General features: G+C 40.6%; 21 protein-coding genes. 18 read left to right on the top strand and 3 right to left on the bottom strand.

Annotation, left to right across the window (positions count from 1 at the left end; all coding sequences use genetic code 11):
* The first annotated feature begins 1 nt into the window (after window position 1).
* From tmk to rsmI, 9 genes are all read left to right on the top strand, one after another.
* A complete protein-coding gene (gene tmk, locus ACZ427_RS17300) occupies window positions 2-628 on the top strand; it encodes a dTMP kinase (protein WP_461178063.1) in 627 nt (208 codons plus the stop codon).
* A gap of 14 nt (window positions 629-642) precedes the next feature.
* Complete coding sequence (locus tag ACZ427_RS17295; protein WP_461178064.1) at window positions 643-972, top strand: cyclic-di-AMP receptor; 330 nt, start codon at window positions 643-645, stop codon at window positions 970-972.
* A gap of 41 nt (window positions 973-1,013) precedes the next feature.
* Window positions 1,014-1,448, top strand: coding sequence for a YaaR family protein (locus ACZ427_RS17290; RefSeq protein WP_461178065.1), 435 nt, complete (start codon window positions 1,014-1,016; stop codon window positions 1,446-1,448).
* A gap of 18 nt (window positions 1,449-1,466) precedes the next feature.
* On the top strand, window positions 1,467-2,456 hold the full coding sequence (gene holB / locus ACZ427_RS17285; protein WP_461178066.1) for a DNA polymerase III subunit delta': 990 nt from the start codon (window positions 1,467-1,469) through the stop codon (window positions 2,454-2,456).
* Window positions 2,457-2,462: 6 nt separating this feature from the next.
* On the top strand, window positions 2,463-3,287 hold the full coding sequence (locus tag ACZ427_RS17280; RefSeq protein ID WP_461178067.1) for a PSP1 domain-containing protein: 825 nt from the start codon (window positions 2,463-2,465) through the stop codon (window positions 3,285-3,287).
* Between the two features lie 14 nt (window positions 3,288-3,301).
* Window positions 3,302-3,655: a DNA replication initiation control protein YabA gene (yabA, locus tag ACZ427_RS17275; protein WP_461178068.1), complete on the top strand. Its 354-nt coding sequence runs from the start codon at window positions 3,302-3,304 to the stop codon at window positions 3,653-3,655.
* A 143-nt stretch (window positions 3,656-3,798) separates the two neighbouring features.
* Entirely contained in the window at window positions 3,799-4,542 is a 744-nt protein-coding gene (locus ACZ427_RS17270; RefSeq protein WP_461178069.1) for a tRNA1(Val) (adenine(37)-N6)-methyltransferase, read from the top strand.
* Entirely contained in the window at window positions 4,532-4,825 is a 294-nt protein-coding gene (locus ACZ427_RS17265) for a GIY-YIG nuclease family protein (RefSeq protein ID WP_461178070.1), read from the top strand. Before ACZ427_RS17270 ends, ACZ427_RS17265 begins: the two co-directional genes overlap by 11 nt.
* Window positions 4,803-5,675 carry a 16S rRNA (cytidine(1402)-2'-O)-methyltransferase gene (rsmI, locus tag ACZ427_RS17260; protein WP_461178071.1) on the top strand — a complete coding sequence of 291 codons (873 nt, stop codon included), beginning with the start codon at window positions 4,803-4,805 and terminating at the stop codon, window positions 5,673-5,675. Before ACZ427_RS17265 ends, rsmI begins: the two co-directional genes overlap by 23 nt.
* A gap of 54 nt (window positions 5,676-5,729) precedes the next feature.
* On the opposite strand, the gene ACZ427_RS17255 is transcribed toward rsmI, so the two are convergent.
* Window positions 5,730-6,008, bottom strand: coding sequence for an AbrB/MazE/SpoVT family DNA-binding domain-containing protein (locus ACZ427_RS17255; protein WP_461178072.1), 279 nt, complete (start codon window positions 6,006-6,008; stop codon window positions 5,730-5,732).
* Between the two features lie 575 nt (window positions 6,009-6,583).
* Between ACZ427_RS17255 and metG the strand changes: the two genes are divergently transcribed.
* From metG to ACZ427_RS17215, 8 genes are all read left to right on the top strand, one after another.
* Window positions 6,584-8,545, top strand: coding sequence for a methionine--tRNA ligase (gene metG, locus ACZ427_RS17250; protein WP_461178073.1), 1,962 nt, complete (start codon window positions 6,584-6,586; stop codon window positions 8,543-8,545).
* A gap of 60 nt (window positions 8,546-8,605) precedes the next feature.
* Complete coding sequence (locus ACZ427_RS17245) at window positions 8,606-9,376, top strand: TatD family hydrolase (protein WP_461178074.1); 771 nt, start codon at window positions 8,606-8,608, stop codon at window positions 9,374-9,376.
* A 268-nt stretch (window positions 9,377-9,644) separates the two neighbouring features.
* Window positions 9,645-10,997, top strand: a complete 1,353-nt coding sequence (locus ACZ427_RS17240) for a ubiquitin-like domain-containing protein (protein ID WP_461178075.1) — start codon at window positions 9,645-9,647, stop codon at window positions 10,995-10,997.
* 85 nt (window positions 10,998-11,082) lie between these two features.
* A complete protein-coding gene (gene rnmV, locus ACZ427_RS17235) occupies window positions 11,083-11,652 on the top strand; it encodes a ribonuclease M5 (protein WP_461178076.1) in 570 nt (189 codons plus the stop codon).
* Complete coding sequence (gene rsmA / locus ACZ427_RS17230) at window positions 11,645-12,526, top strand: 16S rRNA (adenine(1518)-N(6)/adenine(1519)-N(6))-dimethyltransferase RsmA (RefSeq protein WP_461178077.1); 882 nt, start codon at window positions 11,645-11,647, stop codon at window positions 12,524-12,526. The genes rnmV and rsmA overlap by 8 nt, the downstream gene beginning before the upstream one ends.
* 183 nt (window positions 12,527-12,709) lie before the next feature.
* The gene (yabG, locus tag ACZ427_RS17225) at window positions 12,710-13,579 is read left to right on the top strand and encodes a sporulation peptidase YabG (RefSeq protein ID WP_461178078.1); all 870 of its coding nucleotides are present in this window, start codon (window positions 12,710-12,712) and stop codon (window positions 13,577-13,579) included.
* 336 nt (window positions 13,580-13,915) lie between these two features.
* A complete protein-coding gene (veg, locus tag ACZ427_RS17220; protein WP_461178079.1) occupies window positions 13,916-14,164 on the top strand; it encodes a biofilm formation stimulator Veg in 249 nt (82 codons plus the stop codon).
* A 161-nt stretch (window positions 14,165-14,325) separates the two neighbouring features.
* A complete protein-coding gene (locus ACZ427_RS17215; RefSeq protein ID WP_461178080.1) occupies window positions 14,326-14,508 on the top strand; it encodes a small, acid-soluble spore protein, alpha/beta type in 183 nt (60 codons plus the stop codon).
* Window positions 14,509-14,522: 14 nt separating this feature from the next.
* Here ACZ427_RS17215 and ACZ427_RS17210 read toward each other — a convergent pair whose 3' ends face one another.
* Together ACZ427_RS17210 and ACZ427_RS17205 are read right to left on the bottom strand one after the other, a co-directional pair.
* Window positions 14,523-14,720, bottom strand: a complete 198-nt coding sequence (locus tag ACZ427_RS17210) for a hypothetical protein (protein ID WP_461178081.1) — start codon at window positions 14,718-14,720, stop codon at window positions 14,523-14,525.
* Window positions 14,717-15,133, bottom strand: a complete 417-nt coding sequence (locus ACZ427_RS17205) for a hypothetical protein (protein ID WP_461178082.1) — start codon at window positions 15,131-15,133, stop codon at window positions 14,717-14,719. Before ACZ427_RS17205 ends, ACZ427_RS17210 begins: the two co-directional genes overlap by 4 nt.
* An 84-nt stretch (window positions 15,134-15,217) precedes the next feature.
* Between ACZ427_RS17205 and ispE the strand changes: the two genes are divergently transcribed.
* Entirely contained in the window at window positions 15,218-16,069 is an 852-nt protein-coding gene (ispE, locus tag ACZ427_RS17200) for a 4-(cytidine 5'-diphospho)-2-C-methyl-D-erythritol kinase (protein WP_461178083.1), read from the top strand.
* The last annotated feature ends 58 nt before the right edge of the window (window positions 16,070-16,127 follow it).

Here is a 16,127-nt window from a genome sequence, read left to right as displayed (position 1 = left end):
CGTGAACGGACATTTTATAACAGTTGAAGGTGGCGAGGGTGCCGGCAAAACATCGATTCTCCATTCTTTAAATAAGAAGTTAAGTGAACAAGGGTATGATGTACTCGTCACACGTGAGCCCGGAGGTATCGAGATTGCAGAACAAATACGGAAGGTCATTCTTAATCCTGCTAACACAGAAATGGAAGAGAGGACCGAGGCATTATTGTATGCGGCTGCACGGAGGCAGCATCTGATTGAGAAAATCCTGCCTGCACTAAAGGAGGGGAAAATTGTCCTTTGTGACCGATTTGTCGACAGCAGTCTGGCATATCAGGGGTATGCAAGGGGACTTGGCATTGATGAAGTATTTGCCATCAATCAATTTGCCATTAAGGATTGTATGCCGAATTTGACCTTGTTTTTTGATATTGAGCCAAAAAAGGGTTTAGAGCGCATCTTATTGAATAAAGATAGAGAAAGGAATCGTTTGGATCTGGAAGAAATACATTTTCACGAAAAGGTATATGAGGCTTATCATATTCTCAAGCGGAAATTCCCTGACCGCATTCAGACAATCGATGCTGATCAACCGAAAGAAGCGGTTGAGAGAGAGGCAATTAACCATATTATTACATATCTTAAATAAGGGAGGTATGCAATGTGAAGTTAATCATCGCTGTTATTCAGGATAAAGATTCAAACCGCCTCGTTAATGCACTCGGTGAAGAAAACTTTCAAACCACCAAGCTTGCAACAACCGGCGGATTTTTAAAAGAAGGCAACACGACGCTTATGATTGGTTGTGAAGATGCCCATGTCGATGAGGCAATGGAGATTATTAAAGCGAATTGCTCCCATCGAGAGCAGATGGTTGCTCCAATTTCACCAATGGGCGGTAATGCGGATTCCTATATTCCAAAACCTGTGAAAGTTGAAGTCGGTGGAGCTACTGTATTTATTCTGCCAATTGAATCATTCTTCCAGTTTTAGGAAAAATGAATCAAAAAGAAAAGTTATAAGGGACTGAGCATATGAAGATCAGCCATGAAATGCAAACAAAACAAGAAACAACTTACACGCGCCCGGTTGCGGCTGATGCACAAACCTTTCAAAAAATGGTTCAGTCCCAAACCGAACAATTGAAACAACAGGAATTGCAGCAGCTAATGAAGAACATTACCATACAGGGAGACAAGCTTGCCCGTTACCGTACATTTCGTGAGCTTGCGACATTCAAACGTTTAGTAAAAGGATTTTTACAAGAAACTGTATCGAATGGATTGGATTTACAGAAATTCCACAGCTTCTCTATGGAAGGGCGAAACCGTAATCTAACAATTGTAAAAAAAGTTGATGAAAAACTAATTGAATTAACTGAAGAAGTGATGAACCACGAAAAGAAGACAGTAAACATCCTTAGCCTGATTGGTGAGGTCAAAGGTTTACTGATTAACATATATCGTTAGGAATGGAAGGATCCCGACATGAAAACATGGTCTGATTTGGCTGAAGTGCAGCCATTGGCGAGTAAAATCATTACGAACAGCATTAAAAAAGGCCGTATTTCTCATGCATATTTGCTTCAGGGGGCGCGCGGAACAGGTAAAGAGGCCATTGCTCTGCTGATCGCAAAGGGATTATTTTGCGAAAATAAATCCGGCGTAGAGCCGTGCCATGAATGTCATGCATGTAAGCGTATTGCTTCCGGCAATCATCCGGATGTTCACTGGATTAAGCCGGAAGGGCAGTCGATTAAAATAGAACAGATTAAAAATCTACAGAAAGAGTTTACTTATTCTGGGCTTGAATCCAATCAAAAAGTCTATATCATAATAGGTGCTGACACATTAACATTGAATGCAGCCAACCGGATCTTAAAATTTTTGGAGGAACCTAGCAAACAGACAACAGCAATTATGCTGACAGAAAATAGTCAAGTCATTATCCCGACAATCCGGTCAAGATGTCAGGTGATTGATTTACAGCCGCTGAATCCGGCGATATTTCAAACCCGTTTAATGGAAGAAGGGATGACAAGAGGGAATGCGGTTTTAATGAGTGCACTAACGAATAATCTGGATGATGCGTTCGCCTGGAGTGAAGATGAGTGGTTTGCGCAGGCCAGAAAGTTAGTGGTACAATTGATAGAAATGTTTTTAACCCATCCGGAAGACACATTTCTTTTTGTTCATAACCATTGGGTGAATCATTTTAAGGAAAGAAACGAGCAGGAGCAGGGTCTGGATCTATTGCTTCTGGCTTTTAAAGATATTCTTTATTACCATATTAGTAATGAAGACGGTATTGTATTTTTCTCCCCGGAAGATTCAATACTTGAAAAAGCTGCAATGTCTTTTTCACAGGAAAAATTGGTAACCGTGCTCAATGCGGTATTAAAAGCAAAAAGTAAATTAAAGCGGAATGTTCATCCTACATTAGTGATAGAACAGCTTACACTTCACATACAGGGGTGATATGAATTGGTTGAAGTTATTGGTGTCCGCTTTAAAAAAGCGGGTAAAATATATTATTTCGATCCGGCAGCGTACGATATTTCCGTTGATGATTATGTTATTGTGGAAACCGTTCGTGGTGTCGAGTTTGGAAAAGTAGTTATTACAGAGAAACAGGTGGACGAAGAGGATGTTGTCCTTCCATTAAAACAGGTCATCCGGATTGCGAATGAAAAAGACAAATTAATTGTCGCCGAAAACCAGGAGCATGCGGAGAAGGCTCATAACGTCTGCACAGCTAAAATTAAGGAACATAAACTGGATATGAATCTAGTAGATGTAGAATATACATTTGACCGCAACAAAATCATTTTCTATTTTACTGCGGATGGACGGGTGGACTTCCGTAACTTGGTCAAAGATCTGGCATCACAGTTCAAGACACGCATAGAGCTTCGTCAAATTGGTGTCCGGGATGAAGCGAAAATGCTTGGCGGGATAGGACCGTGCGGCAGAATGCTTTGCTGTTCCACCTTTTTAGGGGACTTTGAGCCAGTATCTATCAAAATGGCAAAAGATCAGAATTTATCGCTGAACCCGGCAAAGATTTCCGGGTTGTGTGGCCGGCTGATGTGCTGTTTGAAATACGAGAATGATAATTATGAAACTGCGAAGCGTGAACTACCGGATATCGGGCAGGCTATTGATACACCATATGGAAAAGGAAAAGTTGCTGGACTAAACATTCTGGAACGTCTTGTGCAAATTGAATTTCTGGAGGATCAACGCATCATTGAATATACATTAGATGAATTAATCGATGGAGGCATTTTAGCACAAGCCACAGAATAATGGGGTGAGTGGGCGTGAAGAACAGACAAATATTTGATCAAGTTTCCGATATGGAAATACGTATTGGTAAGTTATATGAACAACTTGGTGACTTGAAAGGTCAATTAAGTCAATTACTGGAAGAAAATCACCGCCTTGCTATGGAAAACCATAATCTAAGAAAGCACTTGGATCATCCGGAAGAAGAGAGCGGAAAGACAACCAGTGAAAAAACTGCTACCAAAAAAGTGAGTTTTCCCGGTGAGGGTTACGATAACCTGGCCAGATTGTATGAAGAAGGCTTCCATATCTGTAACCTGGAATTCGGGAGTCCGAGACAAAATGAAGATTGTATCTTCTGCCTTGATTTTTTAAACAAAACAAAATAAAGTAAAGATTGACAGCTGTCTCGAAATTCGGGACAGCTTTTCTTAGGCAGTTAAGTATAAAACGTTCTTACTGCAAAATTCAGGCTAAGTGGCCATAAAAGGATTGGCGAAAAGCCAAGTTTTCTAAATAGTGAGGAATAATGATGGTAAAGCTACAAGATGATGAACGATTTGATTATTTACTTGCAGATGAAAGCATGAAGATTATTCAAAGTCCGACAGCCTTTTCTTTTTCTTTGGATGCCGTCTTGCTTGCACATTTCGCATATGTACCGATAAAACGGGGGTCGATTTTGGATTTTTGCACAGGAAACGGTGTGATCCCTCTGTTATTATCGAAACGAACGAAAGCACAGATTACCGGTGTAGAAATTCAAAAGCGTATATTTAGTATGGCTGAAAGGAATGTACGGTTAAATGATCTCAGCGGCCAGATTTCCATGATTCATGGGGATTTGAAGGAGATGCAGCCTGTACTGGGCCAGAGTAGTTTCGATGTGGTGACATGCAATCCTCCATATTTTCGCACACCTTCAAAAAGGGAGTATAATGAGAATGAATATTTAACAATAGCCCGGCATGAGGTTTTTTGTACATTGGAAGATGTAATTAAGGCATGTAAGCTGCATGTCAGACCTGGTGGTAAGGTAGCAATGGTCCACAGGCCTGGGCGACTCGTTGATATTATAGCTTTGTTTAGGAAATACAAGCTGGAACCGAAACGGCTGCAGTTTGTTTATCCAAAAAAGGGAAAAGATGCAAATATGCTGTTAATTGAAGGGACCCGAGATGGGAAAGCAGATTTAAAAACGTTGCCACCATTGTATATTTATAATGAGAACGGGACTTATACAGAAGAAGCAGAGGATATTATTTATGGCAGATAAAGAACACATTGTATATATGTTAAAATGCAGGGATAATACATTGTATACAGGGTATACGAATGATTTGGAGCATCGGCTGAAAATGCACAACGATGGGAGAGGCGCAAAGTATACTCGTGGACGGGGTCCTTTTCATGTTGTTTATATCGAGAAGTTCCCAACAAAGGAAGAAGCGATGCAGAAGGAATACAGCATAAAACAACTTTCCCGTAAAGAGAAGGTTAGACTGATCCGGGAAAGGCTGAAGGAAGTGATGGCGTATGAACATACAGAAGAGTTTTAATGATGAAACAAAGGCTGTTGTTTATGTTGTTCCGACACCAATTGGAAATCTGGAGGACATTACGTACCGTGCCTTGAAAATATTGAAGCATGTTACGTTGATTGCTGCAGAAGATACGAGAAACACAAAAAAATTGCTCAATCATTTTGAAATCACCACACCGTTGCTCAGTTATCACGAGCATAATAAGCTGTCACGTGAAGAACAGTTGCTTACACGTGTGGAAAATGGTGAATCCATTGCGATTGTCAGTGATGCTGGCATGCCGGGAATCTCAGACCCTGGTTATGAACTCCTACAGGCTGCGATTGAAAGAAATCAACCGGTTGTCGTCCTGCCTGGTGCAAATGCGGCACTTTGTGCATTAGTAGGCTCTGGATTGCCGGCAAACGAGTTTTACTTTTACGGATTTTTGCCACGGAAGAAAAAGGATAAAGAAGCGGAGTTAACTCGGTTAAAGCGATTATCGGCGACATTGCTGTTTTATGAATCACCCTATCGGTTAAAAGATACATTAAAAGCGGTGCAGAGCCAGCTTGGAAATCGAAATATTACCATTGCAAGAGAATTGACGAAACGATTTGAAGAATATGCTCGTGGAACAACAGAAGAACTCCCAAAATGGGCAGATGAACATGAACCCAAGGGTGAATTCTGCCTTGTTGTGGAAGGGAATTATGCGACAGAAGAAGTTGATATGCCCTTATGGTGGAGCCACTTATCCATATTGGATCATGTCAACCATTATATAGAAGTGAGCGGATTTAGGAGCAAGGATGCAATTAAGCAGACAGCAGTAGATCGACAATTGCCCAAGCGCGAGGTCTATCAAGCCTATCATATTGATTAAGTAACAGTTCAAAGAGCTGACATTGGATAACCATATGTCAGCTCTTTCTAGGGTTTATTTCTCTAATCTTGATTGTATTTCTTCGACTAATTGCTGTGCTCTATCCTGGCTGAGCACAAGCTTTCCATTGGCTAAAGATAAATTATTATCAGAAGTTTCACCAGTAAGGTGGCATGTCATATTTGGCTCGTATTTTTTCAACACAATATTGTTATTATCAACGTAGATTTCCATCGCATCTTTTACATGAATATCAAGATTGCGGCGTAGTTCAATTGGTATAACAACACGGCCAAGTTCATCGACTTTTCGTACAATTCCAGTAGACTTCATTCCTTTTTCTCCCCTCTTCCAAGCTTGAAAGCTGCAGATCTCACTCTGCTGCCAATTTGATTTTTTATGTTTAGCAGTAAAGAAATCAGCATGGCGGCTAAGAGCATGTGCCACCATCTATAATGAAAACAGCAAATTTAACTAGAAATCTGTTCTCTAAAAGATATGGGACTGTAGTGTATTTCTGTAGCGTGTAATCGCACCAACCATAATTTCAAGTTACGTCGCATTTTATATCAACTGCGTAATTGTGAAAGCCAAGTCATATAAAAAAACCGATATTTTTCGACATTATTTAAAAATAGATTACCAACAAACCAATGTTGTGTCAATATAATTTTTGTAAAAAGTTAGAAAATTTTCTAAATGGATGCCGAATGGATACAGTAAATACGATGGTTGCACTGGATTTGGCAAATTGCGTTATAATAGATACAATGGAAATATCTTTTTTATCAGTTGGGAAAGCGTAACCCTTTCCTGGTGTGTAATAGCTATTAAAAGACATGACTAAAACTTGGCACTTTGCCAGGTTTTTAAATCTAATGATGAATTGGAACAAAGGAGGTAAACCCATGTCGGAAAATGGAAAAACGTTTTATATAACAACACCGATTTATTATCCAAGTGGAAACTTACACATCGGTCATGCCTATTCAACAGTTGCAGGTGATGCGATTGCACGATATAAACGGATGCGCGGCTATGATGTCATGTATCTGACCGGCACCGATGAACACGGTCAAAAAATCCAAAAAAAGGCAAAAGAAAATGGTGTGGAACCACAGGAATACGTAGATGAAATTGTAAGCGGAATTCAGGACCTGTGGAAAAAATTAAAAATATCAAATGATGATTTTATCCGTACGACAGAGGAGCGCCACAAAAAGGTGGTAGCTAAAATATTTGACAAGTTGGTAGAACAGGGAGATATTTACCTGGATCAATATGAAGGTATGTACTGTACTTCCTGTGAATCCTTTTTCACCGAACGCCAGCTGGTAGACGGTCATTGTCCGGATTGCGGCGGTCCGGTTGATCAAGTGAAAGAAGAATCCTATTTCTTTAAAATGAGTAAGTATGTTGATCGTCTAGTGCAATTTTATGATGAGAATCCGGGATTCATCCAGCCGGAAAGCCGTAAAAACGAAATGCTGAACAACTTTATCAAACCGGGTCTGGAGGATCTGGCCGTATCGCGTACCACATTTGACTGGGGCATCAAAGTGCCAGGCAACCCGAAGCATGTAATCTACGTTTGGGTCGACGCGTTAACAAATTATATTACAGCACTTGGCTATGGCTCGGATAATGAAGAGAACTTCAATAAATACTGGCCGGCAGATGTACATTTAATGAGTAAGGAAATTGTACGTTTCCATACAATTTATTGGCCGATTATCCTGATGGCACTTGATTTGCCCCTGCCGAAAAAGGTATTTGCCCATGGATGGATTTTGATGAAAGACGGAAAAATGTCAAAATCAAAAGGGAACGTCGTGGATCCTGTCAGCCTGACAGATCGTTATGGGCTGGATGCGCTGCGCTATTATCTGTTGCGTGAAGTTCCATTTGGATCAGATGGTGTTTTTACTCCAGAGGGATTTGTAGAACGTACAAATTATGATTTGGCGAATGACCTTGGTAACCTGTTAAATCGTACTGTAGCGATGATTCAAAAATACTTTGATGGGGAAATTCCTGCATATAAAGCTTCAGAAACAGAAGTAGATGCTTCGCTTGAGCAATTTGCGAAAGAAACGGTCGATAAAGTGGAAGTAGCAATGGAAAACATGCAGTTCTCTGTGGCATTGTCATCCCTGTGGCAATATATTAGCCGTACCAACAAATACATTGATGAAACAGAGCCGTGGGTACTGGCAAAGGATGAAGCAAATAAAGAGCGGCTTGGGAATGTGATGGCACATCTCGCAGAATCATTAAGAAAATCTGCTGTTATGCTGCGTCCATTTCTTACAGAAGCACCAACAGAGATTTTCCGTCAATTGAATGTGACCGACGAAACGTTGAAAGAATGGGATAGTATCTATACTGCTGGTAAGATTAAAATAGGAACCCGTGTACAAAAAGGTGATCCGATTTTTCCACGTTTGGATGTTGAAAAGGAAATCGAAACAATTAAAGCAATGATGAAAAAGCCTGTACAGGAAGAAAAGAAACCTGCGAAAAAAGAGAAAACGGAGCAAAAAGATCAAATTGAATTTGATGCGTTTATGAAGCTTGATATGCGTGTTGCTGAAGTTGTTCAGGCAGAGGCTGTAAAAAAAGCAGACAAGCTAATCAAATTACAGGTTGATCTGGGAACTCAAAAACGCCAGATCGTCTCAGGTATTGCCGAACATTACAAACCGGAAGATTTAGTTGGCAAAAAAGTAATTTGTGTAACCAATCTAAAACCGGTTAAACTACGTGGGGAAATGTCTGAAGGAATGATTCTTTCCGGTGAGGATGAAAATGGTAAATTATCACTTGCTACTGTGGAGGAATCTCTGCCGAATGGTTCTGTCGTAAAATAAATTTTTAAGAAGGCCAGCATTGTTTTCATTTGCTGGTCTTCTATCATTAGGAGGCAAAAGATGCTTTTTGATACACATGTACATTTAAATGCCGAACAATTTTTTGAAGATCGCCATGAGACAATACAACGGGCATTTGATGCTGGTGTAACGTATATGACGGTCGTTGGTTTTGACCGGGAAACAATTCCACTTGCGATTGAAATTGCCGAACAAAATGAAACAATTTATGCTGCAGTAGGCTGGCATCCGGTTGATGCAATTGATATGACGGATGAGGATCTAGATTGGATTGAGGAACTATCTGCACATCCGAAAGTCGTTGCCATCGGAGAAATGGGGTTGGATTATCACTGGGATAAATCCCCGAAAGATATACAGAAAGAAGTATTCCGCAGACAGATTCGTCTTGCGAAGAGACTAAATATGCCAATTATTATCCATAACAGAGAAGCGACAGAGGATATCATTGAGATTTTGCAAGAAGAAAATGCGAAGGAAGTCGGCGGTATCATGCACTGTTATAATGATTCCGTCGAATATGTACAGGCCTGCCTGGATATGAATTTTTATATTTCCCTCGGAGGGCCGGTGACATTCAAAAATGCGACATTGCCTAAAGAGGTTGCCGCCCAGGTTCCACTCGATCGCCTGTTGGTGGAAACAGATGCACCATTTCTTGCACCACACCCGAATCGGGGAAAGCGGAACGAACCTGCCTACGTAACATTGGTTGCAGAAAAAATCGCAGAACTTCGGAATATGTCTTTTGAGGAAATCAGTCAAATTACGACAGAAAACGCCTTTGCATTTTTTGGAATAAACGATTAGATTTTGTAAAATAACATCGATTGCCTGTAATAATTCAGGAAAATAATGTTTAATTATGGAGTCCGGAGAAAAATCCGGCTCTATTTTTATGTCTTGGAATGGTAATGTCGAAATCAGTGGCAGCAAAGGGATGGGCCAGTTAATCAAGAAAATCCCTTTTAGAAAACTGTCCGTTGTAATAGGATTGTAAAAGAAACGTAATGGGAATAACCTTGTCTCCTCCATACCAGTTTACTATAATCGGTTACGTTGAGAGGGAGGCAGGAGCATGAAATTAATTCATAAGCTAATGCCGGCATCTAAAATGAAGCTGGTTATTTCAAGCAGTATTGGTGTTTTGGCACTTGTGTTATTTGCAGGGTTTGTACTATTTGAAGCGACGAAAGCAGAGGTAGTAATCTCAGATAACGGCGAAAAACAGACAGTGGACACACACACAAATACAGTAGAGGAACTGCTTACGGAAGTAGGAATTGCGGTTGGAGAGCATGACACCTTATCACATGATTTGGATGCAATGGTAGAAGGTGGCATGGAAATTGATTACAAGACAGCAAAGAACATTAGCGTAACAATAGACGGGCAAGAACAGGAATATTACACGACAGCTGATACAATTGAAGAATTTTTGGCAGAGAACAGCCTTTCATTTGCTGCGCATGATGATATTTCCCATGAAGGCACAGAAGCAACTGAAGATGGACTACATATAGAAGTGAATCAGGCGTACGAAGTCACAATCAATGATGGTGGCAAAGAGAAGACGGTCTGGTCGACAGGCGGATCAGTTGAAGATGTACTGAATGAAAATAAAATAAAACTGAATGAAGTGGATCAAATTAAACCGGCTATCAGTGAAGACGTAACAAAAGATACGGATATTTCCATTGTACGTGTGGAAACAAAAACGGATAAAGTTACTGAAAAAGTCGCATTTGAAACAGAAACAAAAGAGGATAATTCTCTTCCAAAAGGGGAAGAAAATGTGATTTCACAAGGTCAGGAAGGCAAGGTTGCCAAAAAATATGAAGTAACCTATGAAAATGGTGAGGAAGTCGATCGCGAACTAATCAGTGAAGAAGTGCTGGAAGAAGGTGCGAATCGCGTAGTAGCTATTGGTACGATGGAACCAGAACCAGCAGAAGTACCAGAACAAAACCTTGTTACATTATCAAATGAGAAACCTAAATCAGATGTTAAGCAAAAAACAGCTGCAAAATCAACAGATAAAAAAGAAACAACCAAGAAGGCAAAATCATCCGATCAAAACGAGAACGTGCAGACAACCAAAATGTCAAATAGTAATAAAACAGAAAGTAAACCATCAGGAGAAAAAGTATATACAATGACTGCTAGTGCATATACAGCATTTTGTGATGGTTGTTCCGGTTATACTGCTACAGGAATTGATCTGAATGCCAATCCGAACAAGAAAGTCATCGCAGTTGATCCAAATGTTATTCCTTTAGGATCAAGGGTCTGGGTAGAAGGATATGGTGAAGCAATCGCAAGTGATACCGGTGGGCATATTGTTGGAAACCGTATTGATATTCACGTTCCAACGAAATCAGAAGCATATGCCTGGGGTAAAAAGACAGTTCAGGTAAAAGTTCTTGATTAACATTTAAATTTTGCTGAATATAGGATAAATGCTCCTGCCATGATATGATGGTAGGAGCATTATTTAATGGAAAGAGGATTATTTATTGAAGATAAAAGAGATAATCGTCGTTGAAGGACGAGATGATACAACAAAAATCCAGCAGGCAGCAGATGCAGATACAATCGAAACAAATGGTTCAGCTATTAATAAGGAGATCTTGAATCAAGTCCAGCATGCACAGGATAAGCGGGGAGTAATTATTTTTACAGATCCCGATTATCCAGGCGACCGGATTCGTCATATTATTGATCAGGCAGTACCAGGCTGCAAGCATGCTTTTTTAACAAGAGACAAAGCAAGAGCAAAGCACCCTAAGAATAAAAGCCTTGGGATCGAACACGCATCGAAAGAATCGATTCAACAGGCACTTGAAGATGTTTATGAATTAGCGGAACTAAATAAAAGTGAAATTACCAAAGCAGAACTGGTTCGTCACGGGCTCATTGGCGGACAGGGTGCCAGTGTTCGCAGAGAGAAGCTTGGTGAGCTGCTGCAAATCGGACATACGAACGGGAAACAGTTATTAAAGCGGTTAACGATGTTTCAAATTACGAAAATGCAATTCGAACAGGCAATCCGTCAGTTACAACAGGAGGAAAATGAAAATGTCTAAAAAGCATATAGCAACTCCGACCCGAACAAAGGAAGTTTTGGAAAAGTATAAATTCACCTTCAAAAAAAGCCTTGGACAAAATTTTTTAGTGGATGTTAATATTCTTGAAAATATCATAAAACATGCAGGGATTGGTTGGGCAACAGGAGCGATTGAAATTGGACCGGGAATCGGTGCGTTAACCGAGCAGCTGGCCATACATGCGGATAAGGTTGTTGCCTTTGAAGTGGATCAGCGGCTTCTGCCGATACTGCAGGATACCCTGGAAGATTATCATAATGTTGAGGTTTTACATCAGGATATATTAAAAGCTGATGTAGGAAAAGTAATGGAGGAAAGTTTTAGTCCGGGGCAGCCTGTTCATATTGTGGCAAATCTCCCTTATTATATTACAACTCCGATTCTGATGAAGCTTTTACGGGAGAACTTATCTGCAGCAAGTATTACGGTAATGATTCAAAAGGAAGTTGCTGAAAGGATGGCAGCAAAACCCAACAACAAAAGCTATGGTTCTCTGACGATTGCCGTGCAATACTATACACATGCAGCGGTTGTAATGAATGTCCCCAAGAGCGTCTTCATGCCACAGCCAAATGTTGATTCGAGTATACTAAAGCTTGTTCCCCGAAATGAACCACCAGTACATGTAGAAGATGAGGATTACTTCTTTACGATTGTACAGGCCTGCTTTGCACAAAGAAGGAAGACATTGCGCAATAATTTAACGAGTCATTTTAAAGGGAAACATGATAAAGAAGCAATTACAACAATGCTTGATACGATCAATATAGATGGCACAAGGCGTGGGGAATCTCTGGATATGGAAGAATTCGCGATATTGGCGAATGCGTTTTACAATGCGGATAAACAATGAGAAAGGAGCTATTGCTGATGATACAGTAATAGCTCTTTTTTGATTCATAAAACATCCTTACTGTATAATTCGTGCTAAGATGCTGGCACTACAGCTTGGCGAAAAGCCAAAGTTTCTAATCTGCACGGATAGACTATCGCCTTCATAGTCTATAGGAGGAATGCAAGACGATAGGGTGATGGTATGAGTTTTATGACAGGCGAATTAGTGACAAGGAAATCCTATAATCATGATTTGTTGTTTCGGGTAGCAGAAGTAAGAAAAGATACACTGAAATTATATGGAGAAGATATTCGATTAGAGGCAGACGCCCCGACAGACGATGTGGTGAAGGTACAAATACGGGAGTTAGAGAAAAGACGGAAAAAGGTCAGAGAACAGGAAGAATTCTCCTATCGCCTGTTCAGGCAGGATTATCAATTGCAGCGGGAGAAAAGAGAGTATCAATCAACAGATGGTTATCACTATACATCTAATTACTTTCAATTACCTGCCAAAGTGCTTCATTTAGATGGGGACCAAAATTATTTAAGAAAATGTATTGAATTGTACCAGCGGATGGGTTTGCAGGTTCATGGTGTCCATTTACATGAAAAGGATATGCCACTGCAAATTGGAGAATTAGTGGAAAAAATACAGCCCAATATTATCGTAATAACCGGTCATGATGCCTTTTCCAAAAATAAGGGCACAAAAAATGACCTTCGTGCTTACAGGCATTCCAAATATTTTGCTGAGACTGTACGAGAAGCGAGAAGAATGAACCCGCAATTGGATCAGCTTGTGATTTTTGCAGGGGCGTGTCAGTCTCATTTTGAATCCCTGATACGAGCGGGTGCAAATTTTGCCAGCTCTCCGACACGGATTAATATTCATGCACTCGATCCCGTATATATTGCGGCTAAAATAGCGTATACATCATTTATGGAAAAGGTGAGCGTTTGGGATGCAATCCGCAATACACTGACAGGTGACAGAGGAATGGGCGGTGTTGAAACAAGAGGGTTGCTTCGTACAGGGCTTCCTTATCTGGAAGAGGAATCGACGGACTGAATATATCTTGTCTCCATTGAGAAGCGGGGACAAGATAATTTTTTTCTATCGGCATTAAAAAAAGGTAAAGCTTTCTTGAGTGTGGGAAGCGTAATCGCAGTCCCAAGTCTTTTCGGTGGGACGAGTAATCGCAGTCCCAAGTCTTTTAGAAAACAGCATAAGTAAAAAAGTATACAAATTGTAAAGAAATATACATAAATTAAAAATAACTACAAATAATAACCAATAAAGGATATTTTTTTGTTGACATTAAAAATACTATACTGTTATAATATAATATTTTATTTGACTATTATACAAGCTTATGGTATGGTAAATACAGTGAGGTGGAGTGTAGTGGCTAAAACATTAATCGAAATAAAGCAAGGTCTTGAAAGTAATGTTGGTAAAAGATTGAGATTGAGAGCCAACGGAGGCAGAAGGAAAACAATTGAGCGAACTGGTGTATTGGCAGAAATGTATCCTTCTGTTTTTGTCGTTGAGCTGGATCAAGACGAAAATGCATTCGAACGTGTTTCATACAGCTATGCAGACGTTTTAACAGAAACGGTAGAATTAAGCTTTCCGTTATTGGAAGAGCAGTAATAGTAATAAACGAAGCAGCGGTAGACAAGTAATTGCCTACTGCTTTATTTTTGCTTATTATTTCCTTTTTTGGATACATATCACTTGTGTTTATTCTGGTTTCCTGCACATGCTATGAATGTCGTAAGTTAAAGCTCATAACAGAAAGGGGTCGTTCTTTCATGGCTAGGCGACGTGGAATCATGTCAGACCATTTGAAAGAAGAAATTGCCAAAGAGTTAGGGTTTTACGACACAGTGCAGCAGGAGGGCTGGGGAGGCATCAAATCCCGTGACGCCGGAAACATGGTGAAACGGGCGATTGAAATAGCCGAGCAAAACATGCAAGACAAAGGCAGTCCTTAGATGGGCTGCTTTTTTTATGATAAAGAGGACCCAACGAGCATCACCTGAATCTGAAGAAACATCACCCTCGATCCAACGAGCATCACCTGAATCTGAAGAAACATCACCCTCGATCCAACGAGCATCACCTGAATCTGAAGAAACATCACCCTCGGTCCAACGAGCATCGCCTGAATCTGTTGAGACATCGCCCCCAGTCCAACGAGCATCACCTGAATCTGATTAACACCCCCAGTCCAACGAGCATCGCCTGAATCTGTTGAGACATCGCCCCCAGTCCAACGAGCATCACCTGAATCTGAATAAACATCACCCCCAGTCCAACGAGCATCGCCTGAATTTGAATAAACATCACCCCCAGTCCAACGAGCATCGCCTGAATCTGAATAAACATCGCCCTCGGTCTAACGAGCATCACCTGAATCTGACTAAACATCACCCCCGGTCCAATGAGCATCGCTTGAGTCTGAAGGAACATCACCCTCGCCCCAATGAGCATCGCCTGAATCTGAATAAACATCACCCTCGATCCACCGAGCATCGCCTGAATCTGAATAAACATCGCCCTTGAGTATCCGGACGCCATATCAATTAAGCCCGCACCACTAGAAAGTTTTAGCCCCAACGTTTAGCCTCTTTGCGTAACAAGTCGCCTCTACTTTTTTTATGTGTTACAATTTGTTTATCTATTTACAAGAAGGTGACGGTGATGACACTTTTTGAGAAGGCGCCGGCCAAAATTAATTTATCACTTGATGTTCTGGCAAAACGGGGGGATGGCTATCATGATGTTGAGATGGTCATGACAACAATCGATTTGGCGGATCGGATTGAACTGCATTCCCTGAACAGAAATCGAATTGAGGTTGCTTTGGAAAGCAGATATGTTCCAAGTGATGAACGAAATTTGGCTTATAAAGCAGCAGCTATTTTTAAAAAAAGGTACGGAATTAAAACGGGTGTCCGTATTAACATTGAAAAACGCATTCCAGTTTCAGCCGGCCTGGGAGGTGGCAGCACGGATGCTGCAGCAGTATTGCGTGGGTTAAACAGATTATGGGGATTGGACAGGTCGCTGGGAGAATTAGCGAATCTTGGATCAGTTCTCGGCTCTGATATCTCATTTTGCGTTCATGGAAATACGGCAATCGCAAAGGGAAAAGGTGAAATCATTGAAACATTGCCTTCCCCTCCTTCATGCTATGTTGTTTTAGCAAAACCGAACATTGGTGTGTCGACACGAACTATTTTTCAGCAGATAAAAGTTGATGAACTTTCACACCCTAATACGAAAGGGATAATTGAAGCTTTGATGGACAAGAATTTTATGAAAATGTGTTCCAACATTGGAAACTCACTGGAAGACATCACCTTAATCGTCCATCCGGAAGTACAGCGTATAAAAGAGAGAATGAAAAACGCAGGTGCAGCAGGTGTATTGATGAGCGGGAGTGGACCGACCGTTTATGGGCTGGTTCAGCATCATAGTAAGGCACAGCGGATTTATAATAGCATGCGCGGGTTTTGTGAAGAAGTATATGTCGTTCGTTTATTGGGATAGATGTTGCCTAAATACGTATAAAGATGGTATATTTAGATATAAATATTCGTCTTTGAGG

The organism is Virgibacillus ainsalahensis (genome assembly GCF_055380755.1).
Note: the sequence above shows the minus strand (reverse complement) of the source record. Positions and strands in the feature narration are given on the sequence as shown.

Coding starts and splice junctions, on each gene's coding strand:
- ACZ427_RS17290 (WP_461178065.1), top strand. CDS start 1,014: ATGAAGATCAGCCATGAAATGCAAACAAAACAAGAAACAACTTACACG.
- holB (WP_461178066.1), top strand. CDS start 1,467: ATGAAAACATGGTCTGATTTGGCTGAAGTGCAGCCATTGGCGAGTAAA.
- ACZ427_RS17270 (WP_461178069.1), top strand. CDS start 3,799: ATGGTAAAGCTACAAGATGATGAACGATTTGATTATTTACTTGCAGAT.
- ACZ427_RS17265 (WP_461178070.1), top strand. CDS start 4,532: ATGGCAGATAAAGAACACATTGTATATATGTTAAAATGCAGGGATAAT.
- rsmI (WP_461178071.1), top strand. CDS start 4,803: ATGAACATACAGAAGAGTTTTAATGATGAAACAAAGGCTGTTGTTTAT.
- ACZ427_RS17255 (WP_461178072.1), bottom strand. CDS start 6,008: ATGAAGTCTACTGGAATTGTACGAAAAGTCGATGAACTTGGCCGTGTT.
- metG (WP_461178073.1), top strand. CDS start 6,584: ATGTCGGAAAATGGAAAAACGTTTTATATAACAACACCGATTTATTAT.
- ACZ427_RS17245 (WP_461178074.1), top strand. CDS start 8,606: ATGCTTTTTGATACACATGTACATTTAAATGCCGAACAATTTTTTGAA.
- ACZ427_RS17240 (WP_461178075.1), top strand. CDS start 9,645: ATGAAATTAATTCATAAGCTAATGCCGGCATCTAAAATGAAGCTGGTT.
- rsmA (WP_461178077.1), top strand. CDS start 11,645: ATGTCTAAAAAGCATATAGCAACTCCGACCCGAACAAAGGAAGTTTTG.
- yabG (WP_461178078.1), top strand. CDS start 12,710: ATGAGTTTTATGACAGGCGAATTAGTGACAAGGAAATCCTATAATCAT.
- ACZ427_RS17215 (WP_461178080.1), top strand. CDS start 14,326: ATGGCTAGGCGACGTGGAATCATGTCAGACCATTTGAAAGAAGAAATT.
- ispE (WP_461178083.1), top strand. CDS start 15,218: ATGACACTTTTTGAGAAGGCGCCGGCCAAAATTAATTTATCACTTGAT.